Genomic DNA, 20,812 nt, shown 5'->3' with positions numbered 1-20,812 from the left:
ATTAGAAATTTTGGTTAAATAACAGTTGTGAAATCGGAAAGGAGAAATGAATATGAATGATGTTATTTCGTTATTACGCAGCCACCGTTCCATTCGGAAATTTAAAGAACAGCTATTAACAGACGAACAAATTAAAATGATTGTTTCCAGTGCACAGGCAGCATCGACCTCCAGCTTTATACAGGCGTATTCCATAATTGGCATTAAGGATAAAGCAAAAAAGAGAATGCTGGCTGAACTGGTTGGCAATCAATCGTATGTCGAACATAACGGACATTTCTTTGTTTTTTGTGCGGATCTTTACCGTCATGAAGTGATTGGTGACAGGGAAGGGAAAAATGTTCTTACTTCAATCGAAAGTACGGAAAAATTTATGGTAGGGCTGATTGATGCTTCGCTCGCTGCCCAAAACGCTGCGGTTGCAGCAGAATCCATGGGACTCGGAATCTGCTATATTGGCGGTATAAGGAATAATCTCGATGAGGTAAAAAAGGTGTTGAAAACCCCTGAAAGAGTGATCCCTCTTTTTGGACTGGCTGTTGGGTACCCTGACCAAACGCCGGATGTAAAACCAAGACTTCCTATTGAACATATTTATCATGAAGATGAATACCAGCAAAATAGAGATGTATATGAAAAACAACTGGATGAATATGATGCGCTCGTTTCAGGTTATTATGAAGAACGGACTGGCGGAAAGCGAAAGGACCTCTGGACAGAGCAGATGGCGCTCATGCTGGAGAGACAAACCCGAATGTATATGAAGGAATTCATTCAAAAAAATAAACTTGATCTTCATTGAAAAGAAAAAGGCTGCCACATCGTGGGAGCCTTTTTCTTTTACTTCTTATTCGTTCCCGGCTTATCATTGTAACCTGCAGTGAAGATGGCTGCCAAGAATGTAATCATGACCCCTATGATAATTGTTAAACTCATTTTATGTAAGCCCCCTTTTTAACATTTTTAGTATCCCTACATATAGTTTTATTATAGCCTAATTTAACCTAAGTGAAAACGATAACAGTAATTTTTCTATCCGCTTCTGTCTAAAAACATGAGGTTTGGAATTACCTGGGATTATGCATGTTCAAAAGTATAGCCGCATAGAGTATATTAATCGTCTCTGATAAAGCGACAGGGGGAGAACCTTAATGGATATTTTAAAAAAAATTGAACAGTTTCGGGAAGAAGAGGAAAAACTGCGCTGGGAGGGAACCTTCGGGGACTATCTTCGAATGTTGAAGGAGAAGCCCTGGGTTGCCCAATCAGCCCATTCACGGGTTTATAATATGATTAAGGATGCTGGAATTGAAGAGGTAAAAGGCAAAAAGAAATACCAATTTTTCAGCAACCAGTTATTTGGCCTGGAAGAATCGTTAGAACGCCTGGTAGAAGAGTATTTTCACCCCGCAGCCAAAAGGCTGGATGTAAGAAAAAGAATTCTGTTGTTAATGGGGCCTGTCAGCGGCGGTAAATCGACGCTGGTGACCATGCTGAAAAGGGGACTGGAAGCATACTCCCGTACAGACAAAGGGTCTGTTTTTTCAATTAAAGGCTGCCCGATGCATGAAGATCCACTTCATTTAATACCGCACCATTTGCGTTCAGACTTTTTTGATGAGTATGGAATCCGGATTGAAGGAAACCTATCTCCATTGAATATGATGCGGCTTGAAGAAGAATACGGAGGACGGATAGAAGATGTATTAGTGGAAAGGATATTCTTCTCCGAAGATAGAAGGACCGGAATTGGAACATTCAGCCCTTCCGATCCAAAATCACAGGATATTGCCGATTTGACAGGAAGTATCGATTTTTCGACGATTGCAGAATACGGCTCGGAATCGGATCCGCGCGCTTACCGCTTTGATGGGGAATTAAACAAGGCTAACCGGGGGATGATGGAGTTCCAGGAAATGCTTAAGTGTGATGAAAAATTCCTGTGGCACCTATTATCCTTAACACAAGAAGGAAATTTTAAGGCAGGAAGGTTTGCATTGATTTCTGCGGATGAATTGATTGTCGCACATACTAATGAAACGGAATACCGTTCATTTATTTCGAATAAAAAGAATGAAGCATTGCATTCCCGGATTATTGTCATGCCGATTCCTTATAACCTGAAGGTAACACAGGAAGAAAAGATTTATGAAAAAATGATTCAGGAAAGCGATGTTTCAGATGTTCACATTGCTCCGCACACATTACGGGTTGCAGCAATGTTCACCATTTTAACAAGAATGAAGGAACCAAAAAAGGGTGATATTGATTTAGTTAAGAAGATGCGCCTATATGATGGGGAAAATGTAGAGGGCTTCAACTCAGCAGATGTGGAAGAACTGCAAAAAGAGTATGCTGATGAAGGGATGAGCGGAATCGATCCTCGTTATGTCATCAACAGAATTTCTTCTACGATTATCAGAAAAGAAGTGCCTGCGATTAACGCACTCGATGTGCTGAGGTCATTAAAGGATGGACTGGATCATCATCCATCTATAACCTCTGAGCTGCGAGAGCGGTATATGAATTATATTTCTCTTGCACGTAAGGAATACGATAATATTGCGAAGAAGGAAGTCCAAAAGGCGTTCGTTTATTCATACGAGGAGTCTGCTAAGACGTTAATGGATAATTACTTGGACAACGTAGAAGCATATTGCAATAAAGCAAAGCTGCGTGATCCGTTAACAGGTGAAGAGATCAACCCGGATGAAAAGCTGATGCGTTCAATTGAGGAACAAATTGGAATTTCGGAAAATGCAAAAAAAGCATTCCGTGAAGAAGTATTAATCAGGATTTCGGCTTATGCAAGAAAAGGGAAGAGGTTTGATTATAACTCCCATGACCGCTTGCGTGAAGCGATTCAAAAGAAGTTGTTTGCAGACTTAAAGGATGTTGTAAAAATTACGACTTCAACTAAAACACCGGATGAGCAACAGCTTAAGAAGATCAACAATGTGGTAGAGCGCCTGGTTGATGAACATGGCTATAATACTACTTCGGCAAACGAACTTCTCCGCTATGTTGGAAGCTTATTAAATCGATAATTTTTCGGAAAGAGGCTGGCAAATATCTTGCCAGCTCTTTTTTTGTAATATAAGAAAGCTTAATTTTTTCTAATTGAACTAGTAATCTAGCTCCAGCACCTACCCCCTCGAGGTCATAAAGGCCGCCTTCAGTGGCGCCTCTCCGGAGGGCACCTTCCTGCAAGGTGCGTCTTATGCTTGTCGGGGGTAACCGAGGTGCTTCCGCTTTTCTCGTTTAAAAACCAATAAAAAGGGAAAAGAATACAAGAGGTGATAGAAAATGAAAAAAGAATTAGATAAAAATTATGTTCCTGACAACAGTTCGATGGCACCCAATTTTGAAGATATGGAAAATCTTGGCAAACAAATGGAGAATCGAAGGACTAATCAGGAATTAAAAGAAGAGTATGGAAAAAAGCCAGATCCTATCCAGCATGAAAAGGAAGACGAGTAACCTTCGCCAAAGCGCGGAGGTTTTTTACTTTTGCAACAACAACACAAACTGGAATTGGAGTGATTACCAATTATAAAGAAGTTTTGGAAAAGTTAAATTGTCAAAATTATTTGTAAATTATTTCGCGTTTTCGCATAGGATAAAGTAATAACATAATATCCATTTTTTAGGACAATGGAGAGGGTATTAAGCGTTTAGGCAATCAGGAACAAATGAATAAGGAGGGGTTTAAATTGACCGATGAGAGTAGCCACCAGTTTGTGATTTCGCGAGAAGATTGGTCCCTCCACCGTAAAGGCCACGATGACCAGCAGCGCCATCAGGAAAAAGTCCAGGAGGCGATTCGCAATAACCTTCCCGACTTGATCACAGAAGAAAGCATTATCATGTCAAATGGTCGAGATGTGGTTAAAATTCCGATTCGTTCTCTGGACGAATACAAAATCCGTTATAACTATGATAAAAACAAACATGTGGGCCAGGGCAACGGTGACAGCCAGATTGGTGATGTGGTTGCAAGGGATGGCTCCGGCAATGAAAAGGGCCAGGAAAAGGCCAGGGTGCAGGAGACCAGGCAGGAGAGGACTATTTTGAAGCTCAAGTTTCCATGATGGAAATAGAGGAAGCATTATTCAAGCAGCTTGAACTTCCAAATCTTAAGAGAAAAGAACAACAGGAAATAGTTGTAGAAAACATTGAATTTAATGATATCCGGAAGACAGGATTAATGGGGAATATAGATAAAAAACGGACAATGATGTCAGCATTCAAACGGAACGCCATGACAGGACAGCCGAAGTTTCATCCAATTTACAAGGAAGACTTGAAGTTTAAGACATGGAATGAGATTGTTAAGCCGGAATCAAAAGCGGTTGTGCTTGCAATGATGGACACGAGTGGAAGTATGGGAATCTGGGAGAAGTATATGGCAAGAAGCTTTTTCTTCTGGATGACACGTTTTTTACGGACGAAATATGAAACAGTGGAAATTGAATTTATTGCACACCATACGGAGGCAAAAGTGGTCTCCGAGGAAGATTTTTTCTCAAAAGGGGAAAGCGGCGGCACGATTTGTTCATCAGCTTACCGGAAAGCATTAGAGCTTATCGATACAAAATACGATCAAAAAAAATTTAATATCTATCCATTCCATTTCTCAGACGGCGATAATTTGACTTCGGATAACGCACGCTGCGTTAAGCTGGTGGAAGAATTGATGAAGGTATCCAATATGTTCGGATACGGTGAAGTAAACCAATACAACCGACATTCGACCTTAATGTCAGCATATAAAAATATTAAACACGAAGATTTCCGCTATTTTATCCTGAAGCAAAAAGCAGATGTATTCCATGCAATGAAGAGCTTTTTCCAGAAGGAAGAGGAAAAGACCTATATATAAAAATCGACAGGTGCCAGGCACCTGTCGATTTTTCTTTTATTCTGAAAGTTATTGTTAAAAATAACTCACATTTTGTTTTGTCAGGTTTTGCAAGCCTTTGGCAAACACATTAAAAGTTAAAATGGTATAAGTAATCGCCAAGGAAGGGAAGAATGGGATCCAAATATAGCCTCTTATGTCGCGGAAAGCATTTGCGAAAAACGAAGGCCAGGTTATCGAGTTATTGATAAATTTGAAGATACCGGGATCCACTTGGACAAGATCTTGTGAGAGAAAAATACTAATAAACCCTAATTGACCAATAAGGAACATGGACCTGCCAAGATCCGTTATCATATTAATGATTAATTTGTCATAAAGAAAGGGCATATAGTAAGATTTAACCATTCTAAAGGAAGAGGCTCCTATAGAAATTCCACCTTGAACAAATTCTTTTGAGGCAATTTCATCAAACTCCTGTTTAATCATATCCGCGGCTCTGCCTACTTCTAAAGCTGCCAATACGAATATTATGATGAGGGCCTCATATCATTCGTTAAAATAGGAGGTAAAGTAGCAATTAATACAACAATGACAATTGAGGGAATAAATCCTAAAAATGCATTAATCCAGTTTAGAAAAAACTCCGCTCCAAAAATTCTTTTATGTGCGAAATAAGCAAAGGGGATGGCTAAAAGGTAACGAATCAAAGTGATAAGAACAATAATTATGAGGGTGTTTTTTGCTCCTATTACCAGCAGACTCAGCAAATCCCTTCCCAATTCATCTGAACCGAAAATGTAATCCTTTGATGGAGCGTAAGGAGGAGCGACCGGTATATGTTTTTCATTCCAAGTATACTTCGTTTCACTTAAATTCCGATCAATAAATGGGAGATACTCTCCAAAGAAAGTCATAAACAGTAAAACAAGCAGCATGAGTGATCCAATAAACAATGGGTAGTTCCTTCTCAGGATATTGACAGGGTTCACTTAAACTGCCTCCCTTTTGGGCAATAATAATATCCTGATTAGCTGTGCCATGATTATAGTTGCCAGCATCAGTAATAAAAAAGGAAGCATAAGTACGAATGATTGCATATCTTCATTATTGATAATGCTTTCCAGAAGCTGATATCCTGCACCATGATAGCTGGATAGTTTTTCAATGATTGGCAAACTAGATAGAATATAGAGCATGACAACTTGTGTCTGATTCAAAAGGCCGCTAGCACAGTTTCGAAGCATATGTATTAATACTTGAAGGCCTGTAAGACCTTTTGCTTTAGAAGTCCTTACATATTCCTGATTCACTTCATTTTCCATGGAGGAAGCAATGAATTTCGCGATATGGATCATTGGAAATAGAGTCAGGGCAAGTAATGGAATCACAAAGCTGTACCAGTTATCATTACCATAAAGGTTGAAATGTGGAAGCCCTGCTCCTATTAGTTTAATTAATAGATATTGAATAGCAATAAATAGAAAAAAATCTGGCATGGACGAAAAAATCCAGGAAAAAAAATTAAGTATTTTTCCAATTGTTTTTTCACGCAAATAAAAATTCAAGATTCCAAGCAATGAGCCAATGAACATACTCAAAACAAAACATGGAACCACAATGATCAGGCTCCTTCCTAAAAGCCTCTGTGCTTCAATTGTTATGGGTATGCCAGTAGCGGTTTTACCTAATCCTTCTAATTTGAAGTGCTTTATAAATTCATGGATACTATTTTTATATAATTCGAAAGTAAAAGGATATTTTGCTATGAACGACGAGAGTCCAATCTGGGTGATTTCTATTTCCCTTGGCAGCAATAGCAATAATATGAACGCAGTCACGACCATAAAAATAATGAATGCTCCTTTAATCATTTGCAGGAACAAATAAACCCCTCCTTAAAATAGCGAGCTTCAGATTAATAGTTCGCCATTTTCATAGGTTGTTTCCTTTGCTTCTAACCCGATGCCAATAAACTCAATAATATAATTCATCACATCTTCAAATAAATGTTCGCCTATTCTTCGCTTTTGGAGAGTTAAGAGCAATGCCCCTCTCACCAGTCCTTCAATGATTTCGGGTTTAATTGATTTAATTCTGCCATCCGTTTGCAGATTCCCTACAGAATTAATGAACTTTTGGCGTTGGGCCTCCGTATAATGCTGAATTTCTTCTTGGGGAATTTTCCGGATTAAATTCTGGACTTCATTTCTTTCATAAAAAAGCTGTAAGAAAGCATTACTGCTATGAAATAACCAGAGGTTTTTAATTAGCGTGGATATTAGGTCAGCTCCATTTTCCTTAGAGTCGATGATTGAATTATAGATTTTTAGATAATCTTCCTCTTCACTTTTCAAAATATCAAAATAAAGTTCTTCTTTCGATGAGAAAAATTTATAGAATGATCCTTTCGCTATATCACAAGCTTGGACAATATCATCGATACTTGTCTTTTTTAATCCATATTCTATGAATAACTCCTTTCCTTTTTGATGAAGTATTTTTTTAACGGCAATCAATTCTTTTTCTGAGAATTTTGGCATAAAATCATCCTTAATTTATATGACTAAAAATAACCTTTTCGTCTGTATAATTTACCATTTTATTCTTTAATTGTCTAATATTTATTAAAAATATTTCAGATTAATTACAAAATTATTAAAATTAAAACTTGTTAAAAAATTTAGATTATGTTTTAATGGGAATACAAAATTTATCCTCAAATTATTGATTCATTTCCTCTGCTTCTTTGAACGGCAACTACTAAGAAAACAAGACTCAGAACATGTTTTAACCCAATATTATACTAAATAGATTGGGGGACTCATAGAATTAAAAATCAGAAGATTCTAAATTAAATGTAACCTTTTCGTGAATCAATCCGACTTACGGTACAGATAAAACTGTGCCGTTGGATTTATATCGTGCGCTAAAAATCTTACAGCTGTTAAAAAGTTGTTGCAAAATAGCAGTCTAGTTAAAATATTTGCGTGCTAGTTTTGTAAATTATGACAGAGGTGATGTAAATGACTCAAACTCCATTATTAGAAGTGAAAGGATTAAAGACCTATTTTAAGCTGGAGAATAGCAAAGTAGCCAAGGCAGTTGATGGTGTAGATTTTTTTATCAATCCAGGTGAGACCCTTGCACTCGTAGGTGAATCAGGAAGCGGAAAGAGCATCACCTCTTTATCCATTATGAAGCTGGTTGGAAAACCAGGACAAATCAAAGAAGGGCAAATTGTCTTTGGTGGTAAAGACCTGGTACCGTTCTCGGACAAACAGATGTCCAGGGTACGTGGTAACGAAATGGCAATGATATTCCAGGAGCCGATGACCGCCCTCAATCCTGTTTATACAATTGGCAGCCAAATTGTTGAAACGCTTATCAGGCATAAGAAATTGTCAAAGCCTGCTGCACAAAGGAAAGCAGTGGAGCTTCTGAAAATCGTAGGATTTCCAAGGGCAGAAGAAACAATGAAAGAATATCCTCACCAGCTTTCTGGAGGAATGCGCCAACGGGCAATGATCGCGATTGCAATTTCGTGTGATCCTAAATTACTAATTGCAGATGAACCAACAACTGCATTAGATGTGACCATCCAAGCACAAATATTAGATCTCATGGATGAGATGAAAACTAAATTCAATATGGCAGTTCTGCTGATCACACATGATTTAGGGGTGGTGGCGGAATATTCTGACCGTGTAATGGTTATGTATGGGGGGCAAATCGTCGAAGAAACAAATGTTGAATCGTTATTTGAAAATCCTAAGCATCCTTACACAGTTGGGCTTCTTGAGAGCTTGCCGAGCCTTGAAAAAGAGGTTGATAGATTGGGTGCGATTAAGGGAATGGTACCGCCCTCCCATAGCTTTCCACAGGGATGCCGCTTTGCAGACCGCTGCCCGAATGTGATGGCTAAATGCAGGGAAAGCAATCCAGAGCTGCTTGAAATAGACATGGACCATAAAGTACGCTGTTATCTTTATGAATAGGGGGTTTTACTGTTGTCAGTAACAGAGATGGAATTAAAGAAAAAGACCGATCAGGACTATATTCTACAAGCCAAAAATATAAAAAAGTACTTCCCAATTAAGGGTGGAATTTTAAAGCATACAGTAGGCCATGTAAAGGCAGTAGATGATGTATCACTTAATGTCCTAAGAGGAGAGACCCTTGGAGTAGTTGGCGAATCTGGTTCCGGAAAGTCGACTCTTGGGCGGGTACTTCTAAGATTAATGGAGCCGACGGAAGGACAAATCATTTTTGAAGACCAGGATATTTCGACCATGGGAAATCGAAAGCTCAGGCCTATAAGACGTGATATGCAGATCGTCTTCCAGGATCCCTTTGCTTCCCTTAATTCGAAAATGAGTGTTCTTGAATTGATTGAAGAACCTTTAATCGTTCAGACTTCTTTAAAGCGCAGAGAACGGAATGAAAAAGCGATTAATTTATTGGAAAAAGTAGGTCTCAGACCAGATGACCGCTTCAAATATCCTCATGAATTTTCTGGCGGTCAGCGCCAGCGTATCAGCATTGCCCGTGCTTTAGCATTAAACCCAAAATTTGTTATTTGTGATGAGCCGGTTTCTGCACTCGACGTTTCCATCCAGGCACAGGTTCTTAATTTAATGGCAGACCTACAGGATGAATTCAACCTCACGTATTTATTTATCGCTCATGATTTAAGTGTTGTAAAGCATATAAGTGACCGGGTAGCAGTCATGTACCTTGGACGCATAGCTGAAATTGCACCTAAGAAGAACCTCTATACTACACCCTTGCATCCATACACACAAGCGCTATTATCAGCTGTTCCTTCCACAGATATTCGTAACCGCAGGCAGAAAATTATTTTAAGCGGGGATTTGCCAAGCCCATCAAATCCACCTTCGGGCTGCGCGTTTAGAACCCGCTGCCCTAAAGCTCATGATCGTTGTGCAGCCGTCCGACCGGAATTGGCCGAGGTATCGGAAGGGCATTTTGTCGCCTGCCACTTATATGACAAAGAGCAATAATCAGATGTTCAATCATATAGGAGGTGGTGCCTGGATACGTAACGTTTGGCCATGACTATTGAAAAAAATATAAGGGGTGTAAAGTGTGAAAAAGAAAAGCTGGTCATTAATGCTGTGTTTTGTACTTCTTTTGGGAGTGTTGGCTGCATGTAGCGACAATAATGAGAAGGCTTCAACCTCAAAAGAAGGAACTAAAACCGAAAGTAGTTCAAAGCCTAAAAAAGGCGGCACCATTACGGGTGCGATGGATACTGCTCCTGCAGGTATTTTCAATCCAATTTTCTACTCTGATGCGTATGAAGCTAACATCTTATCCTTTACACATGAAAGCTTGGTCTCCCAAAACAAAAAATTGGAATTCACTCCTAATCTAGCTAAATCATGGGAGTTCAATGACGATCATTCACAGGTTACCTTCAAGTTGCAGGAAGGTGTTAAATGGTCAGATGGACAGCCATTTACAGCTAATGATGTTGTATTTACTTATAAATCAATCGCAAGCCCTGGTTACGTTGAAGCAGGCGGCGTACGTACCAATTTCGTTGAAAGATTAGTAGGCTATGAGGATTTTTCAACTGGTAAAACAAAAGATTTCCAAGGTGTTGTTGCTGATGATGAACATACAGTAACATTCAAGTTTGCAAAACCAAATGTGTTGGCACTTGCGGATGCTGCTATCGGCATTATCCCAGAGCACGTTTTCAAAAATATCGCACTTAAAGATATGCCATCTGCACCAGAGTCACGCGATGCAGGGAAAATTGTCGGAACTGGTCCATTCAAGTTAACGAAAATGGTTGAAGGTGAACAATATGTTCTTGAAAAGAACAAGGATTATTGGAAGGGTGAGCCTTACCTTGACAGCGTAGTTTGGAAGATCGTCGATCAGGCGGTAATTCTTGGCTTGCTGGAAAACGGAGAAATCGACTTTGTTGCTGACCCGAATGGCTTCCAGCCAGCAGATTACGACACCGTAAAAGGTTACAGTAATGTAAATATAATCGAACAACCAAACTTTGGTTATCAAATCATGGGTATGATGGTCAACCATCGTGCTAAGAATGATGCAGGGTTAGATCCATCGAAGTGGACGGAAAATAAAAAGTTATCCAATCAAAAAGTTCGTCAGGCAATTGCTTATGCGATTGACCGCAAAGGAATTATTGACGGCTTGCTATACGGACGTGCAAGTGTTCAGAACTCTCCAATCGCTACACAGTTCGCGGCATACGATGGCAAGAATCCAAATCAATATAAATTTGATCCTAAAAAAGCGAAAGAGCTTCTCGACGAAGCTGGATACAAGGATAAAGACGGGGACAAATTCCGTGAAGATCCGGATGGAAACAAGTGGGTTCTTCACTTGAACTATCCAACTGGAAACCAAATTCGTGAGCGTTCTGCTCCGATTATCAAAGAATTCCTTGAGAATGTAGGAATTAAGATCGATATGCGCCAGCCTAAAGAGGCAGCGGCATACTATGATGACCTTGAAAAGAATGCTCAGGATTGGGATCTTTACCTGGCAGGCTGGAGCCTTGACAGTACAGACCCAGATCCATCCGGACTATGGTATTCGAAAGCGGCTTATAATTACTCACGCTGGAACGATCCTGATGCGGATAAATTGGTTAATGAAGCAAATGAACCGCCAAAAGCATTTGATGAAGAATTCCGTAAACAGAAATTAAGCGAATGGCAGGTCAAGTTTGGCGAAGACCTTCCAGCTTTGATCCTTTACAATCCGAACAGCTTATGGGCATTTAATAAGCGTATTCAAGGCATAAATGTATTGCCATTTACATTTATTAATGATCCGCATCTATGGAATGTGACAAAGTAAAAATTTTTAAAAGAATGGAGCGTTCGGTAAAGCGCCGCATGCTCCTTTCTTTTTCAAGATTGGAGGGGATGTTGTGTACAAGTATCTCATACGAAGAATTCTCATATTTATCCCTATGCTTTTAGCCTTAACTGTTATTGTATTCGGACTTATTGAAGCAGCACCTGGTGATCCATTTTCAGGTAAATTGGATCCAAAGGTCGATAAGGCAGTTTATGAAAAACAGAGAGAGGCACTTGGATTAAATGATCCTTTTTATGTTCAATATTTTCATTGGCTAGAGGATGTGGTTAAAGGGGATTTTGGAGATTCCTATGTCTATAAGGGACGAAGTGTTACGGAGTTAATCAGCGAAAGAATGGATAATACTTTTTATCTCGCAATCTTTACTTTGTTTATTACCATCATAGTATCTATACCAATTGGAATTTATTCCGCCCGGCATCCATATTCCATATTTGATTACGGGGCTACCGCATTTGGGTTCTTCGGATTCGCCGTACCGAGTTTCTTCTTTGGATTAGTGGCAATTTATTTATTTTCTATCAATCTTGGATGGTTCCCATCACAAGGTACTGTTTCATCGCCAGATGGAGCAGGATTTTCCTTATTTGCAGACAAACTGCACCATCTGGTGTTGCCAGGATTAACTCTCGGCCTTGGTGGGACTGCAACTTATATGCGCTTCATGAGATCGGAAGTGCTCGACGTTCTGGCAAGTGATTATATCCGGACAGCGAGGGCAAAAGGGATGACAGAAAAAAATGTATTGTATAAACAAACTCTTCGAAATGCTTTGATTCCTATTGTCACTCTTTTGGGTTTTGAAATTGGTAACCTTTTAAGCGGGGCAGTTATTACTGAAGGAGTCTATCAATACCCGGGATTGGGAACTCTGTTTATCAATTCAATTACGAACCGTGATTATCCGGTCATAATGGCAATGAATCTCATGCTTGGCTTCTTCATTTTACTTGGAAACCTTTTGGCGGATGTATTCTATAGTGTCGTAGATCCAAGAATCCGATACGATTGAGGTGACAAACTTGCAGCTAAATCAACAAGAAACATTGGAAAGAAATTCAGAATTACATAGGGTAAAAAAACCGGAAAAGATAAATTCCCCTTTCCGAATTGCCCTCAAACGATTTATGAAAAATAAACTGGCTGTTGCGGGAATAATTGTTTTATTACTCATCGTTTTGTCTGTTATTTTTGCACCACTGCTGACAGATCAAAGCCCGACCAAATCGAATCTGTTATTGGTTGAAAAGCCGCCAAGCGCTGATCATCCATTAGGGAATGACAGTTCAGGAAGAGATAACTTTGCCCGCTTGTTATACGGTGGTCGTATATCCCTTGTTGTTGGATTTAGTGCGATGCTTTTCACCCTTATTATTGGAGTGACACTCGGTTCAATCGCAGGATATTATGGCGGGAAGGTTGACGCTATCATTATGCGTGCTGCAGACATGATCCTTGTTTTGCCATTCCTTGTGCTTGTCCTGACTGTGGTCGCTATCCTGGAAAAAATAAATATTGGCATTTTTGTATCGATTATTGCACTGACCTCGTGGCCAAATCTAACAAGAATTATACGAGGGACTTATTTATCATTAAGGGAACAGGAATTTGTACTAGGTGCAAAAGCGATTGGAGCCAGTGATTTCCGTATTATTTTTAAGCATTTTATCCCAAATGCCATAGGGCCAATTGTTGTTAATGCGTCTCTCATGATGGCAACGTATATTATTGTTGAATCAGCCTTAAGCTTTATTGGCTTTGGTATCCCTCAGCCTACTGCCACATGGGGAAATATGATTTCTGAGGCACAAAGTTTGCGCATTTTGCGTAATAGTCCGGCTGCCTGGATTCCTCCCGGTTTAGCTATTTTAGTAACGGTGCTATGCATCAACTTTATTGGGGATGGCCTTCGAGATGCTTTGGATCCTAAGAGTAATAAGCGATAAACAAAAAACCTGCTGATGAAAAACTCAGCAGGTTTTATATATTTTAAGAGAATAGAAGGAAAAATCTATGGAGTTAAATAAATTACAGCTTCATCTTCACAACTTCCACACAACTTCTCTATAAGTTCTACAAAAGTGTGCTTTATGATAAAGGTAACTTAATTGAAAAGTTGATTCATGGAACTCATTTTTCAAAAACTTCCCATAATTAGCTGGTGCCTTGCACCAGCATTTTTTTTGTCAAAAATACAAATAAGTGGTTCAATAACTTCCGTTCGTCTGCAGAACATTATCTAAATACTAAAAATCAAATTCAGCTTATCATAATAAAAAGAACTTAGGAGGATAAAAATATTAGAGTTATTATCTGAGGGGGACAAAAATGGCAATGAACTTCAGATGTTAATTGATAGTGTGAATCCGCCGTTTCCCAGCAATTGACCGTTTTGCGAGCGGAAAATATAGTAATGGGCCAAAAGGATGGGAATCGGGTTGTTTATTCTTTAAGAGATCAAATGATAGTAGAATTGCTTACGATTGCCAAGCAAATCTTCAATAACCACCTAGTTGATACGATTACAATGCTTGATAAACTGAGTGATGATGAGGTAATGGAATGAAAAAGAACAGGAGCTCTAAAGGCTGTCCTGTTTTTTTATATGTTCAAAAGAATAGTCTATTTGTCATACATATTATGTTTTCTGTATGCCTAATTTGCTAGATGGAACTGATTCAATGTGTAACAAAAGGTATAGAAATTATTTGTTAGAATTATCAGAAAACAGACCTTTTGTACTCTTGTAGGATAACAATTTTCGGAATATTATAAAAAAGCACACATTACAATTACGGGAGGCACTTCATTGAATAAACTATTAAAATCAAGTTTCACATCAGTAGTGATTGCTGGAACCTTATTTTCAGGATTCCCTGGAAATTATTTCAGCCCTGTGAGCAATAAACTACATAAGGAACAGTCTCAAGTCTCTCAGTCTCATAGTTCTTTAGATTTATCGGTAGTGAATGATGAAAAATTAATAGAGTTATTAATTAGGCAGGGTGTCATTCCTGCGGATGCTACAGAGACACAAAAACAGAATGCTTTAAAGGCTTATTTGGATTTAAAAGGTAAGCAGGACAAAGCGATTGAGTCCGATTCGCTTGCAGCTAAAGTGAAAGCCGCGGATAGTGCAAAGCAACGGAAATTCAAGGACTTTAATAATGGTCTTTTAAAAGGAGAAGGCAATAAGTATGGTCAATTAAAGGGGAATCCAGATCCTGTGCAGGAAGGAACTTCACCTGGCGTAAAGAAGCAAGGAAAATTGCTGACTTTGATGGTAGAATATTCAGATGTAACTCACAATAATATTCAGCCAAATGAAACAGATAACTATTATAAGGATTACAACACTGATCACTATGAAAAAATGATTTTTGGTAAAAAGGGAGAATATAAAGGCCTAACAACGAGGATCAAGTTTCCCAAAAGCAATTCTATGAAGAACAGTCAGGAGGTACGTATACTGTAGATGGAAAAGCTTATGGCTGGCTTAAGGTACCGGGAACAGCTGCTTATTATGGATCGGACAAAGCTTCCGGTGGACATGATAATGTTACACCAGGCGGTTCGAAACAATTAGTTATTGATACTTACAAAGCGGCACTTGCTGCAGGTGTTCCTCTACAAGACTATGATTTGGAAGATCCACATGATCTTGATGGCGACGGTAACTATTGGGAGCCTGATGGTTTAGTTGATCATTTGCAAATCATCCATTCTGGAATGGCGAAGAAGCAGGCGGCGGATCCTTAGGCAATAATTCTATCTGGTCTCACCGTTCCGCTAAGCTTGTCGATCCAGATGGATTAGGAAAAGGACTGCCAGGTTTCTATGATTACACCATGATGCCTGAAGACGGAGCAACTGGAGTATTTGCCCATGAATACGGACATGATTTGGGTCTTCCTGATGAATACGATACAATCTACTCTGGTGCTGACGAGCCTATTCAGTATTGGTCTATTATGTCAAGCGGTTCATGGGCAGGTAAAATTCCTGGAGCAGAACCAACAGGCTTCTCCCCTTGGGCAAAGCAGTACTTCCAATCGACACTTGGTGGAAAGTGGACAAATCCAACTGCTGTGAACTGGGAAGATGTTTCAAATAAAGGAACACAATTTTTACTGGACCAGGCAAATTCACCACTTGGACAGAATAACCAGGCAATACGTGTTAACTTACCTAAAAAGAAAACGCCTATTAATACGCCTACAGGAAGCTATGAGTATTGGGGCGGTCAAGCGGATGAATCTGATACAAATATGGTAACGGATGTTGATTTAACAGGTAAATCTGCTGCTACATTAACCTTTGATGCATGGTATGACATTGAACCACAATGGGATTTTGCCTTTGTTCAGGTGTCAACTGATAATGGCTCGACTTGGAAATCTTTAGGTAATGCAAATACTCGTTCAGATGTAGTTCCAGAAGGATATCCAACCATCATAAACTCTATGCCTGGTTTTACTGGCAGTACAGAGGGTAAGTGGCAGCCACAATCTTTTGACCTTTCACAATATAAAGGCCAAAAAATTAAACTTCGTCTTCGCTATGCAACAGATTGGGGTTCTTCTTATACCGGGTTCTTTGTTGATAACGTTAAGGTTGTAGCGGATGGTCAAACAGTAGTGGAAGATGATGCAGAGAAAGCGACTTCACCATTTACTTCTAATGGTTTCACAAAAGAAGATGGAAACAAATATAGCAATCACTACTACCTGCTTGAATGGCGCAGCCATAATGGTGTTGACCAAGGATTAGGTCACATTAAACGTGGAAAATCTTTAATGAGCTATGATGGTGGCTTAGTGGTATGGTATGTAGATGACAGTTACACAGAAAACTGGACTGGTGTACATCCGGGTAATGGATTCCTAGGAGTAGTCGATGCCCACCTTAGCAATGATTTGAGATGGATCCGACCTAATGGAGACACTCCTGAAGCAAGCACTCGATATCAAATTGCAGATGCTGCTTTTGGTTTAAATCCTACATCCGGATTAAATCTAATTTATCCAAATGTACAGACATTAACAACTCCAAGCCAAGATGCTGTATCATTATTTAATGACAGCAACTCATTCTTAAATACATTCTTACCAGATGCTGGCCGTGATATCGGACACTATGGACTAAAGGTTCGTGTAAATGGCCAATCGACTGACAAATCTGTTGGTTCGATTGTAATCTACAAATAATTAAGTATAATCAGGAACCTGTGCAATGCCTAGGTTTCTTTTGTGCATTTCACGATCTTACTAATCTATCTATTTAATAGTTTCCACTATATTGACAGTGAAAACCAAAAGGTCTAAACTTGTAAAAGTGGTGTTTAGATCTTGAAATCAATGTTTAGGCGCTACCTGGCTATATTAATGACGGATTGGTAAAAAGTATATATATGCTTGCTATACATCCATCACGAAATAATTATGTACTTTACATAATTGTTTTGTGATGGATTTTTTTATTTCTATGGGGGTCTAATTATGACAGTTAAAACGATTACAGTTTCAATCGATGGGGTTACAAAAGAAGTAGAGGAAGGAACCAGGATTTTAGATCACTTATTAGCTGAAGGAACCGAGCATCCACATATTTGTTATTCGGAAATTACGGGTCCAATCCAGACATGCGATACGTGTATGTGTGAAATTGACGGCAAGCTGATGAGGGCATGTTCCACTTCCTTTGAAGAAGGCATGGAGATTAAGACGAGTTCTGCTCTGGCGAAATCGGCCAGATGGAAGCGATGGACCGGATTCTTGAAAATCACATGCTCTACTGTACTGTCTGCGATAACAATAATGGCAATTGCCGTGTTCATAATACCGCAGAGCAGCTTGGGGTCGAGCATCAAACACGCCCGTTTACTCCAAAGGGCTATGATGTGGATATATCACATCCATTCTACCGTTACGATCCGGATCAATGTATTTTGTGCTGCTCGCTGCGTGGAGGTTTGCCAGGATGTACAGGTAAATGAAACGTTAATGATCGATTGGGAGAGCCAGCAGCCTCGCGTTTTATGGGATGGAGGAAAATCCATCAATGAATCTTCCTGTGTGTCCTGCGGACAATGCTCTACTGTTTGCCCTTGTAACGCATTGATGGAAAAATCAATGCTCGGTAATGCTGGTTTCATGTCCGGAATTAAAGAAAATATGCTCTCCCCAATGATAGATTTAGTGAAAGCCGTCGAACCAAGCTACAGCGGAATTTTTGCTATTTCTGAAGTGGAAGCGGCAATGCGCGAAACTAGGACGAAGAAAACTAAAACAGTATGTACTTTCTGTGGCGTAGGCTGCTCCTTTGAAGTATGGACAAAAGGTCGCGAAATTCTAAAAATAGAGCCTGTTGAACAGGCACCTGTTAATAGCATTTCAACCTGTGTGAAAGGGAAGTTCGGCTGGGACTTTGTTAACTCAGAAGAAAGGCTGACGACTCCACTTATCCGTAAAGGTGACCAATTTGTCCCTGCATCATGGGATGAAGCACTGACACTGATTTCACAAAAGCTTGGCACCATCCAGGCAACCGAAGGTAGCGAAGCAATTGGCTTTGTTTCCTCTTCAAAAATTACAAACGAAGAGAATTATTTAATGCAGAAATTGGCCCGTCAGGTATTTACCACAAATAATGTGGACAATTGCTCAAGATATTGCCAATCACCTGCGACAGATGGGTTAATGTCAACGGTTGGATTCGGAGGAGACTCCGGAACGATCCTGGATATCGCAAAAGCAGGGCTTGTCATTATCGTTGGGGCAAATCCAACGGAAGGGCATCCAGTCCTAGCAACACGTGTAAAAAGAGCCCAGAAGCTCAATGGGCAAAAATTAATTGTTTCCGATTTGCGCAAACATGAAATGGCAGAACGCGCGGACCTATTTGTCCACCCTAACCAGGGTACTGATTTTGTTTGGCTAAGTGCAGTTGCGAAGTATATGAACGACCAGGGCTGGCATGATGAACAATTTATTCGCGATCATATCAATCAATATGATGAATATGAAAAGCATCTTAGAAAGTTCACATTGGAATATGCCGAACAAACAACAGGCATCTCAAAAGATTCTCTTATGAATATTGCCAAAATGATTCATGAAGCGGATGGTACATGTATCCTATGGGGCATGGGAGTGACGCAAAATGTGGGCGGAAGCCATACTTCAGCCGCCATCTCAAACTTGCTGCTGCTGACAGGCAATTATATGCGCCCAGGTGCTGGAGCTTACCCGCTGCGCGGCCATAATAATGTCCAGGGCGCATGTGATATGGGTACACTTCCAGGGTGGCTGCCAGGCTACCAGCATATTACAAATGATGATGCACGCAATAAATTTGAACAGGCATACGGCGTGGAAATCTCCAATAAGCCTGGTAAGGATAATATTCAAATGCTTGAGGCAGTTGAGGCTGGCGAGCTTAAGGCAATGTATTTGGTCGGAGAAGATATGGCTTGGATTGATTCCAATGCAAACCATGTCCATGAAACTTTATCAAAGCTGGACTTCTTTGTTGTCCAGGATGTTTTCTTTACGAAAACAGCCCAGTTTGCTGATGTTATTCTTCCGGCTGCGCCATCAATGGAAAAAGACGGCACGTTTACAAATACAGAACGCCGTGTCCAAAGGCTTTATCAGGTGTTTGAACCGCTTGAAAATTCCAAGCCGGATTGGTGGATTATTCAGCAGCTTGCAAATTATATGGGAGCTGAATGGAATTACCAGCATCCTGGAGAAATTTTTGAAGAAATGGCAAGCCTTGCCCCAATATTCTCTGGTGCAAATTATGAAGTGATTGATGGCTGGAACAGCTTTATCTGGGGAAGTAACACTGGCGAAAGTACTCCGCTTTTATTTACAGATGGCTTCAATTTCCCTGATAAAAAGGCAGTCTTTTCTTTGGTAGACTATGTACCGCCTGTGGAATATGGTAAGGAGTTTGACCTTATCCTAAACAACGGGCGTTTGCTTGAGCATTTCCATGAGGGGAACCTGACCAACAAATCAAAAGGACTTCTTTATAAACTGCCGGAAGTGTTCGTGGAGGTTTCACCACAGCTTGCAGCTGAACGAGGCCTCACAGAGGGGGCACTAGTAAGATTAAGCTCTCCATATGGAGCCATTAAATTGAGGACTACCATTACAGATCGAGTCCAAGGAAATGAACTTTACGTGCCGATGCATTCGGTCAGCCACGAAACAGCCGTCAATTTACTGACCGGCAGCGCTGGCGATGTTAAAACAAATACACCGGCATATAAGCAGACTCGCGTCAGAATGGAAATTTTAAAAACAGATGGGGAATCGCCTCTTCCATCCTTCAATCCTCGGAATGCCAAGCGAATCCCGCAAATGGGAGCAGAAGTATTCCGGAAATGGGAACGTGAGGACTATCAGCCGATTGCGGTCATTAATGAATATGTAGCACCTGGTTCAAAGTAAAACATCTTTTTAAGATGGAGGCAGCGTCTTCCGCACTGTTGCATGGAGGCGGAAGGCTGCTTTAGCTTAGATGGAAAAGGGAGAAATAGAAAATGGGAAAACCGATTTCTACTATTGCAATGGATGAAAAATCAAATGAACAAATAAAGCAGGAGTCAGTTGATGGACTTGTCCATTTTGCGGCAGAAAATTCTGCAGGATTGAAACAAACGATCGAACTTATTCAGGAACTACATGAAAGTGGAATCCTAGAGATATTCGTATCATTGGTGCAGGCAAAAGAAAAGGTAGCAAAAATTGCGATTGATCAAATGGTTCGCCCACCGGTCACGAATATGATTAATAATGGTATGGCAGCTGCAGGCGCATTAAGTGAACTGGAACCGGAATTTACGAAAAAATTAGTAACGGGTCTTACCAGTGGCATGAAAAAAGCAGAGGATGGATTGAAAAGCGGTCAAAAAGCAGGCGTTATCGATCTTTTAAAAGCAATGAAGGACCCCGATATTAATCGTACTATTTTATTTGGCATTAATCTTTTAAAGGGAATTGGTGAAGGATTAAAATAATTAGGAAATTATTTATGATCAGAAAGGGTAAA

At 39.9% G+C, this 20,812-nt stretch carries 14 protein-coding genes and 4 pseudogenes; 14 read left to right on the top strand and 4 right to left on the bottom strand.

The features are described from left to right. Positions 1–52: 52 nt before the first annotated feature. From nfsA to yhbH, 4 genes and pseudogenes are all read left to right on the top strand, one after another. The gene (gene nfsA, locus RCG23_RS07760; protein ID WP_308179255.1) at positions 53–802 is read left to right on the top strand and encodes an oxygen-insensitive NADPH nitroreductase; all 750 of its coding nucleotides are present in this window, start codon (positions 53–55) and stop codon (positions 800–802) included. A 349-nt stretch (positions 803–1,151) separates the two neighbouring features. Next, positions 1,152–3,047: a PrkA family serine protein kinase gene (locus RCG23_RS07755; protein ID WP_308179254.1), complete on the top strand. Its 1,896-nt coding sequence runs from the start codon at positions 1,152–1,154 to the stop codon at positions 3,045–3,047. A gap of 259 nt (positions 3,048–3,306) precedes the next feature. Then, entirely contained in the window at positions 3,307–3,480 is a 174-nt protein-coding gene (locus RCG23_RS07750) for a hypothetical protein (RefSeq protein WP_308179253.1), read from the top strand. A gap of 212 nt (positions 3,481–3,692) precedes the next feature. Then, positions 3,693–4,882: pseudogene (gene yhbH, locus RCG23_RS07745) on the top strand (sporulation protein YhbH). A gap of 54 nt (positions 4,883–4,936) precedes the next feature. Here the strand turns inward: yhbH and RCG23_RS07740 are convergent. Genes RCG23_RS07740 through RCG23_RS07725 form a run of 4 tightly spaced genes read right to left on the bottom strand, consistent with a single transcriptional unit; the run spans position 4,937 to position 7,404 of the window. Further along, positions 4,937–5,350 carry a hypothetical protein gene (locus RCG23_RS07740; RefSeq protein WP_308179252.1) on the bottom strand — a complete coding sequence of 138 codons (414 nt, stop codon included), beginning with the start codon at positions 5,348–5,350 and terminating at the stop codon, positions 4,937–4,939. Between the two features lie 41 nt (positions 5,351–5,391). Continuing rightward, positions 5,392–5,853, bottom strand: a complete 462-nt coding sequence (locus tag RCG23_RS07735; protein ID WP_308179251.1) for a hypothetical protein — start codon at positions 5,851–5,853, stop codon at positions 5,392–5,394. Next, entirely contained in the window at positions 5,854–6,747 is an 894-nt protein-coding gene (locus tag RCG23_RS07730; RefSeq protein WP_308179250.1) for an ABC transporter permease subunit, read from the bottom strand. Between the two features lie 27 nt (positions 6,748–6,774). Then, a complete protein-coding gene (locus RCG23_RS07725) occupies positions 6,775–7,404 on the bottom strand; it encodes a TetR/AcrR family transcriptional regulator (protein WP_308179249.1) in 630 nt (209 codons plus the stop codon). A gap of 483 nt (positions 7,405–7,887) precedes the next feature. Between RCG23_RS07725 and RCG23_RS07720 the strand changes: the two genes are divergently transcribed. The 10 genes and pseudogenes from RCG23_RS07720 to RCG23_RS07675 all read left to right on the top strand — a co-directional run bounded on the left by RCG23_RS07720 (position 7,888) and on the right by RCG23_RS07675 (position 20,780). Further along, positions 7,888–8,859 (top strand): ABC transporter ATP-binding protein, encoded by a 972-nt coding sequence (locus tag RCG23_RS07720; protein ID WP_308179248.1) that lies wholly within the window; start codon positions 7,888–7,890, stop codon positions 8,857–8,859. A 27-nt stretch (positions 8,860–8,886) separates the two neighbouring features. Beyond that, the gene (locus tag RCG23_RS07715; RefSeq protein WP_308179999.1) at positions 8,887–9,885 is read left to right on the top strand and encodes an ABC transporter ATP-binding protein; all 999 of its coding nucleotides are present in this window, start codon (positions 8,887–8,889) and stop codon (positions 9,883–9,885) included. A gap of 85 nt (positions 9,886–9,970) precedes the next feature. Next, positions 9,971–11,728, top strand: a complete 1,758-nt coding sequence (locus RCG23_RS07710) for a peptide-binding protein (protein WP_308179247.1) — start codon at positions 9,971–9,973, stop codon at positions 11,726–11,728. Positions 11,729–11,801: 73 nt separating this feature from the next. Continuing rightward, positions 11,802–12,764, top strand: a complete 963-nt coding sequence (locus tag RCG23_RS07705) for an ABC transporter permease (protein ID WP_308179246.1) — start codon at positions 11,802–11,804, stop codon at positions 12,762–12,764. A 34-nt stretch (positions 12,765–12,798) separates the two neighbouring features. Beyond that, a complete protein-coding gene (gene opp4C / locus RCG23_RS07700) occupies positions 12,799–13,698 on the top strand; it encodes an oligopeptide ABC transporter permease (RefSeq protein WP_308179998.1) in 900 nt (299 codons plus the stop codon). 342 nt (positions 13,699–14,040) lie between these two features. Continuing rightward, positions 14,041–14,318: pseudogene (locus RCG23_RS07695) on the top strand (ArsR/SmtB family transcription factor); the annotation flags it as partial. Positions 14,319–15,032: 714 nt separating this feature from the next. Then, positions 15,033–16,395, top strand: a pseudogene (locus tag RCG23_RS25920) (immune inhibitor A domain-containing protein); the annotation flags it as partial. Then, positions 16,390–16,959 carry a M6 family metallopeptidase gene (locus RCG23_RS25915; protein ID WP_374049845.1) on the top strand — a complete coding sequence of 190 codons (570 nt, stop codon included), beginning with the start codon at positions 16,390–16,392 and terminating at the stop codon, positions 16,957–16,959. The pseudogene RCG23_RS25920 and the gene RCG23_RS25915, both read left to right, overlap by 6 nt. 291 nt (positions 16,960–17,250) lie before the next feature. Then, positions 17,251–20,211 (top strand): annotated as a pseudogene (gene fdhF, locus RCG23_RS07680) (formate dehydrogenase subunit alpha). A gap of 92 nt (positions 20,212–20,303) precedes the next feature. Then, on the top strand, positions 20,304–20,780 hold the full coding sequence (locus RCG23_RS07675) for a helical membrane plugin domain-containing protein (RefSeq protein WP_308179245.1): 477 nt from the start codon (positions 20,304–20,306) through the stop codon (positions 20,778–20,780). Positions 20,781–20,812 lie beyond the last annotated feature (32 nt).

Origin of the sequence: Neobacillus sp. PS3-34 (assembly GCF_030915465.1) — a bacterium.
In the GTDB taxonomy this organism is placed as follows: domain Bacteria; phylum Bacillota; class Bacilli; order Bacillales; family Cytobacillaceae; genus Neobacillus_A.
This window is presented reverse-complemented; position numbering and strand designations above follow the sequence as displayed.

Coding starts and splice junctions, on each gene's coding strand:
- nfsA (WP_308179255.1), top strand. CDS start 53: ATGAATGATGTTATTTCGTTATTACGCAGCCACCGTTCCATTCGGAAA.
- RCG23_RS07675 (WP_308179245.1), top strand. CDS start 20,304: ATGGGAAAACCGATTTCTACTATTGCAATGGATGAAAAATCAAATGAA.
- RCG23_RS07720 (WP_308179248.1), top strand. CDS start 7,888: ATGACTCAAACTCCATTATTAGAAGTGAAAGGATTAAAGACCTATTTT.
- RCG23_RS07740 (WP_308179252.1), bottom strand. CDS start 5,350: ATGATTAAACAGGAGTTTGATGAAATTGCCTCAAAAGAATTTGTTCAA.
- RCG23_RS07750 (WP_308179253.1), top strand. CDS start 3,307: ATGAAAAAAGAATTAGATAAAAATTATGTTCCTGACAACAGTTCGATG.
- RCG23_RS07715 (WP_308179999.1), top strand. CDS start 8,887: ATGGAATTAAAGAAAAAGACCGATCAGGACTATATTCTACAAGCCAAA.
- RCG23_RS07725 (WP_308179249.1), bottom strand. CDS start 7,404: ATGCCAAAATTCTCAGAAAAAGAATTGATTGCCGTTAAAAAAATACTT.
- RCG23_RS07755 (WP_308179254.1), top strand. CDS start 1,152: ATGGATATTTTAAAAAAAATTGAACAGTTTCGGGAAGAAGAGGAAAAA.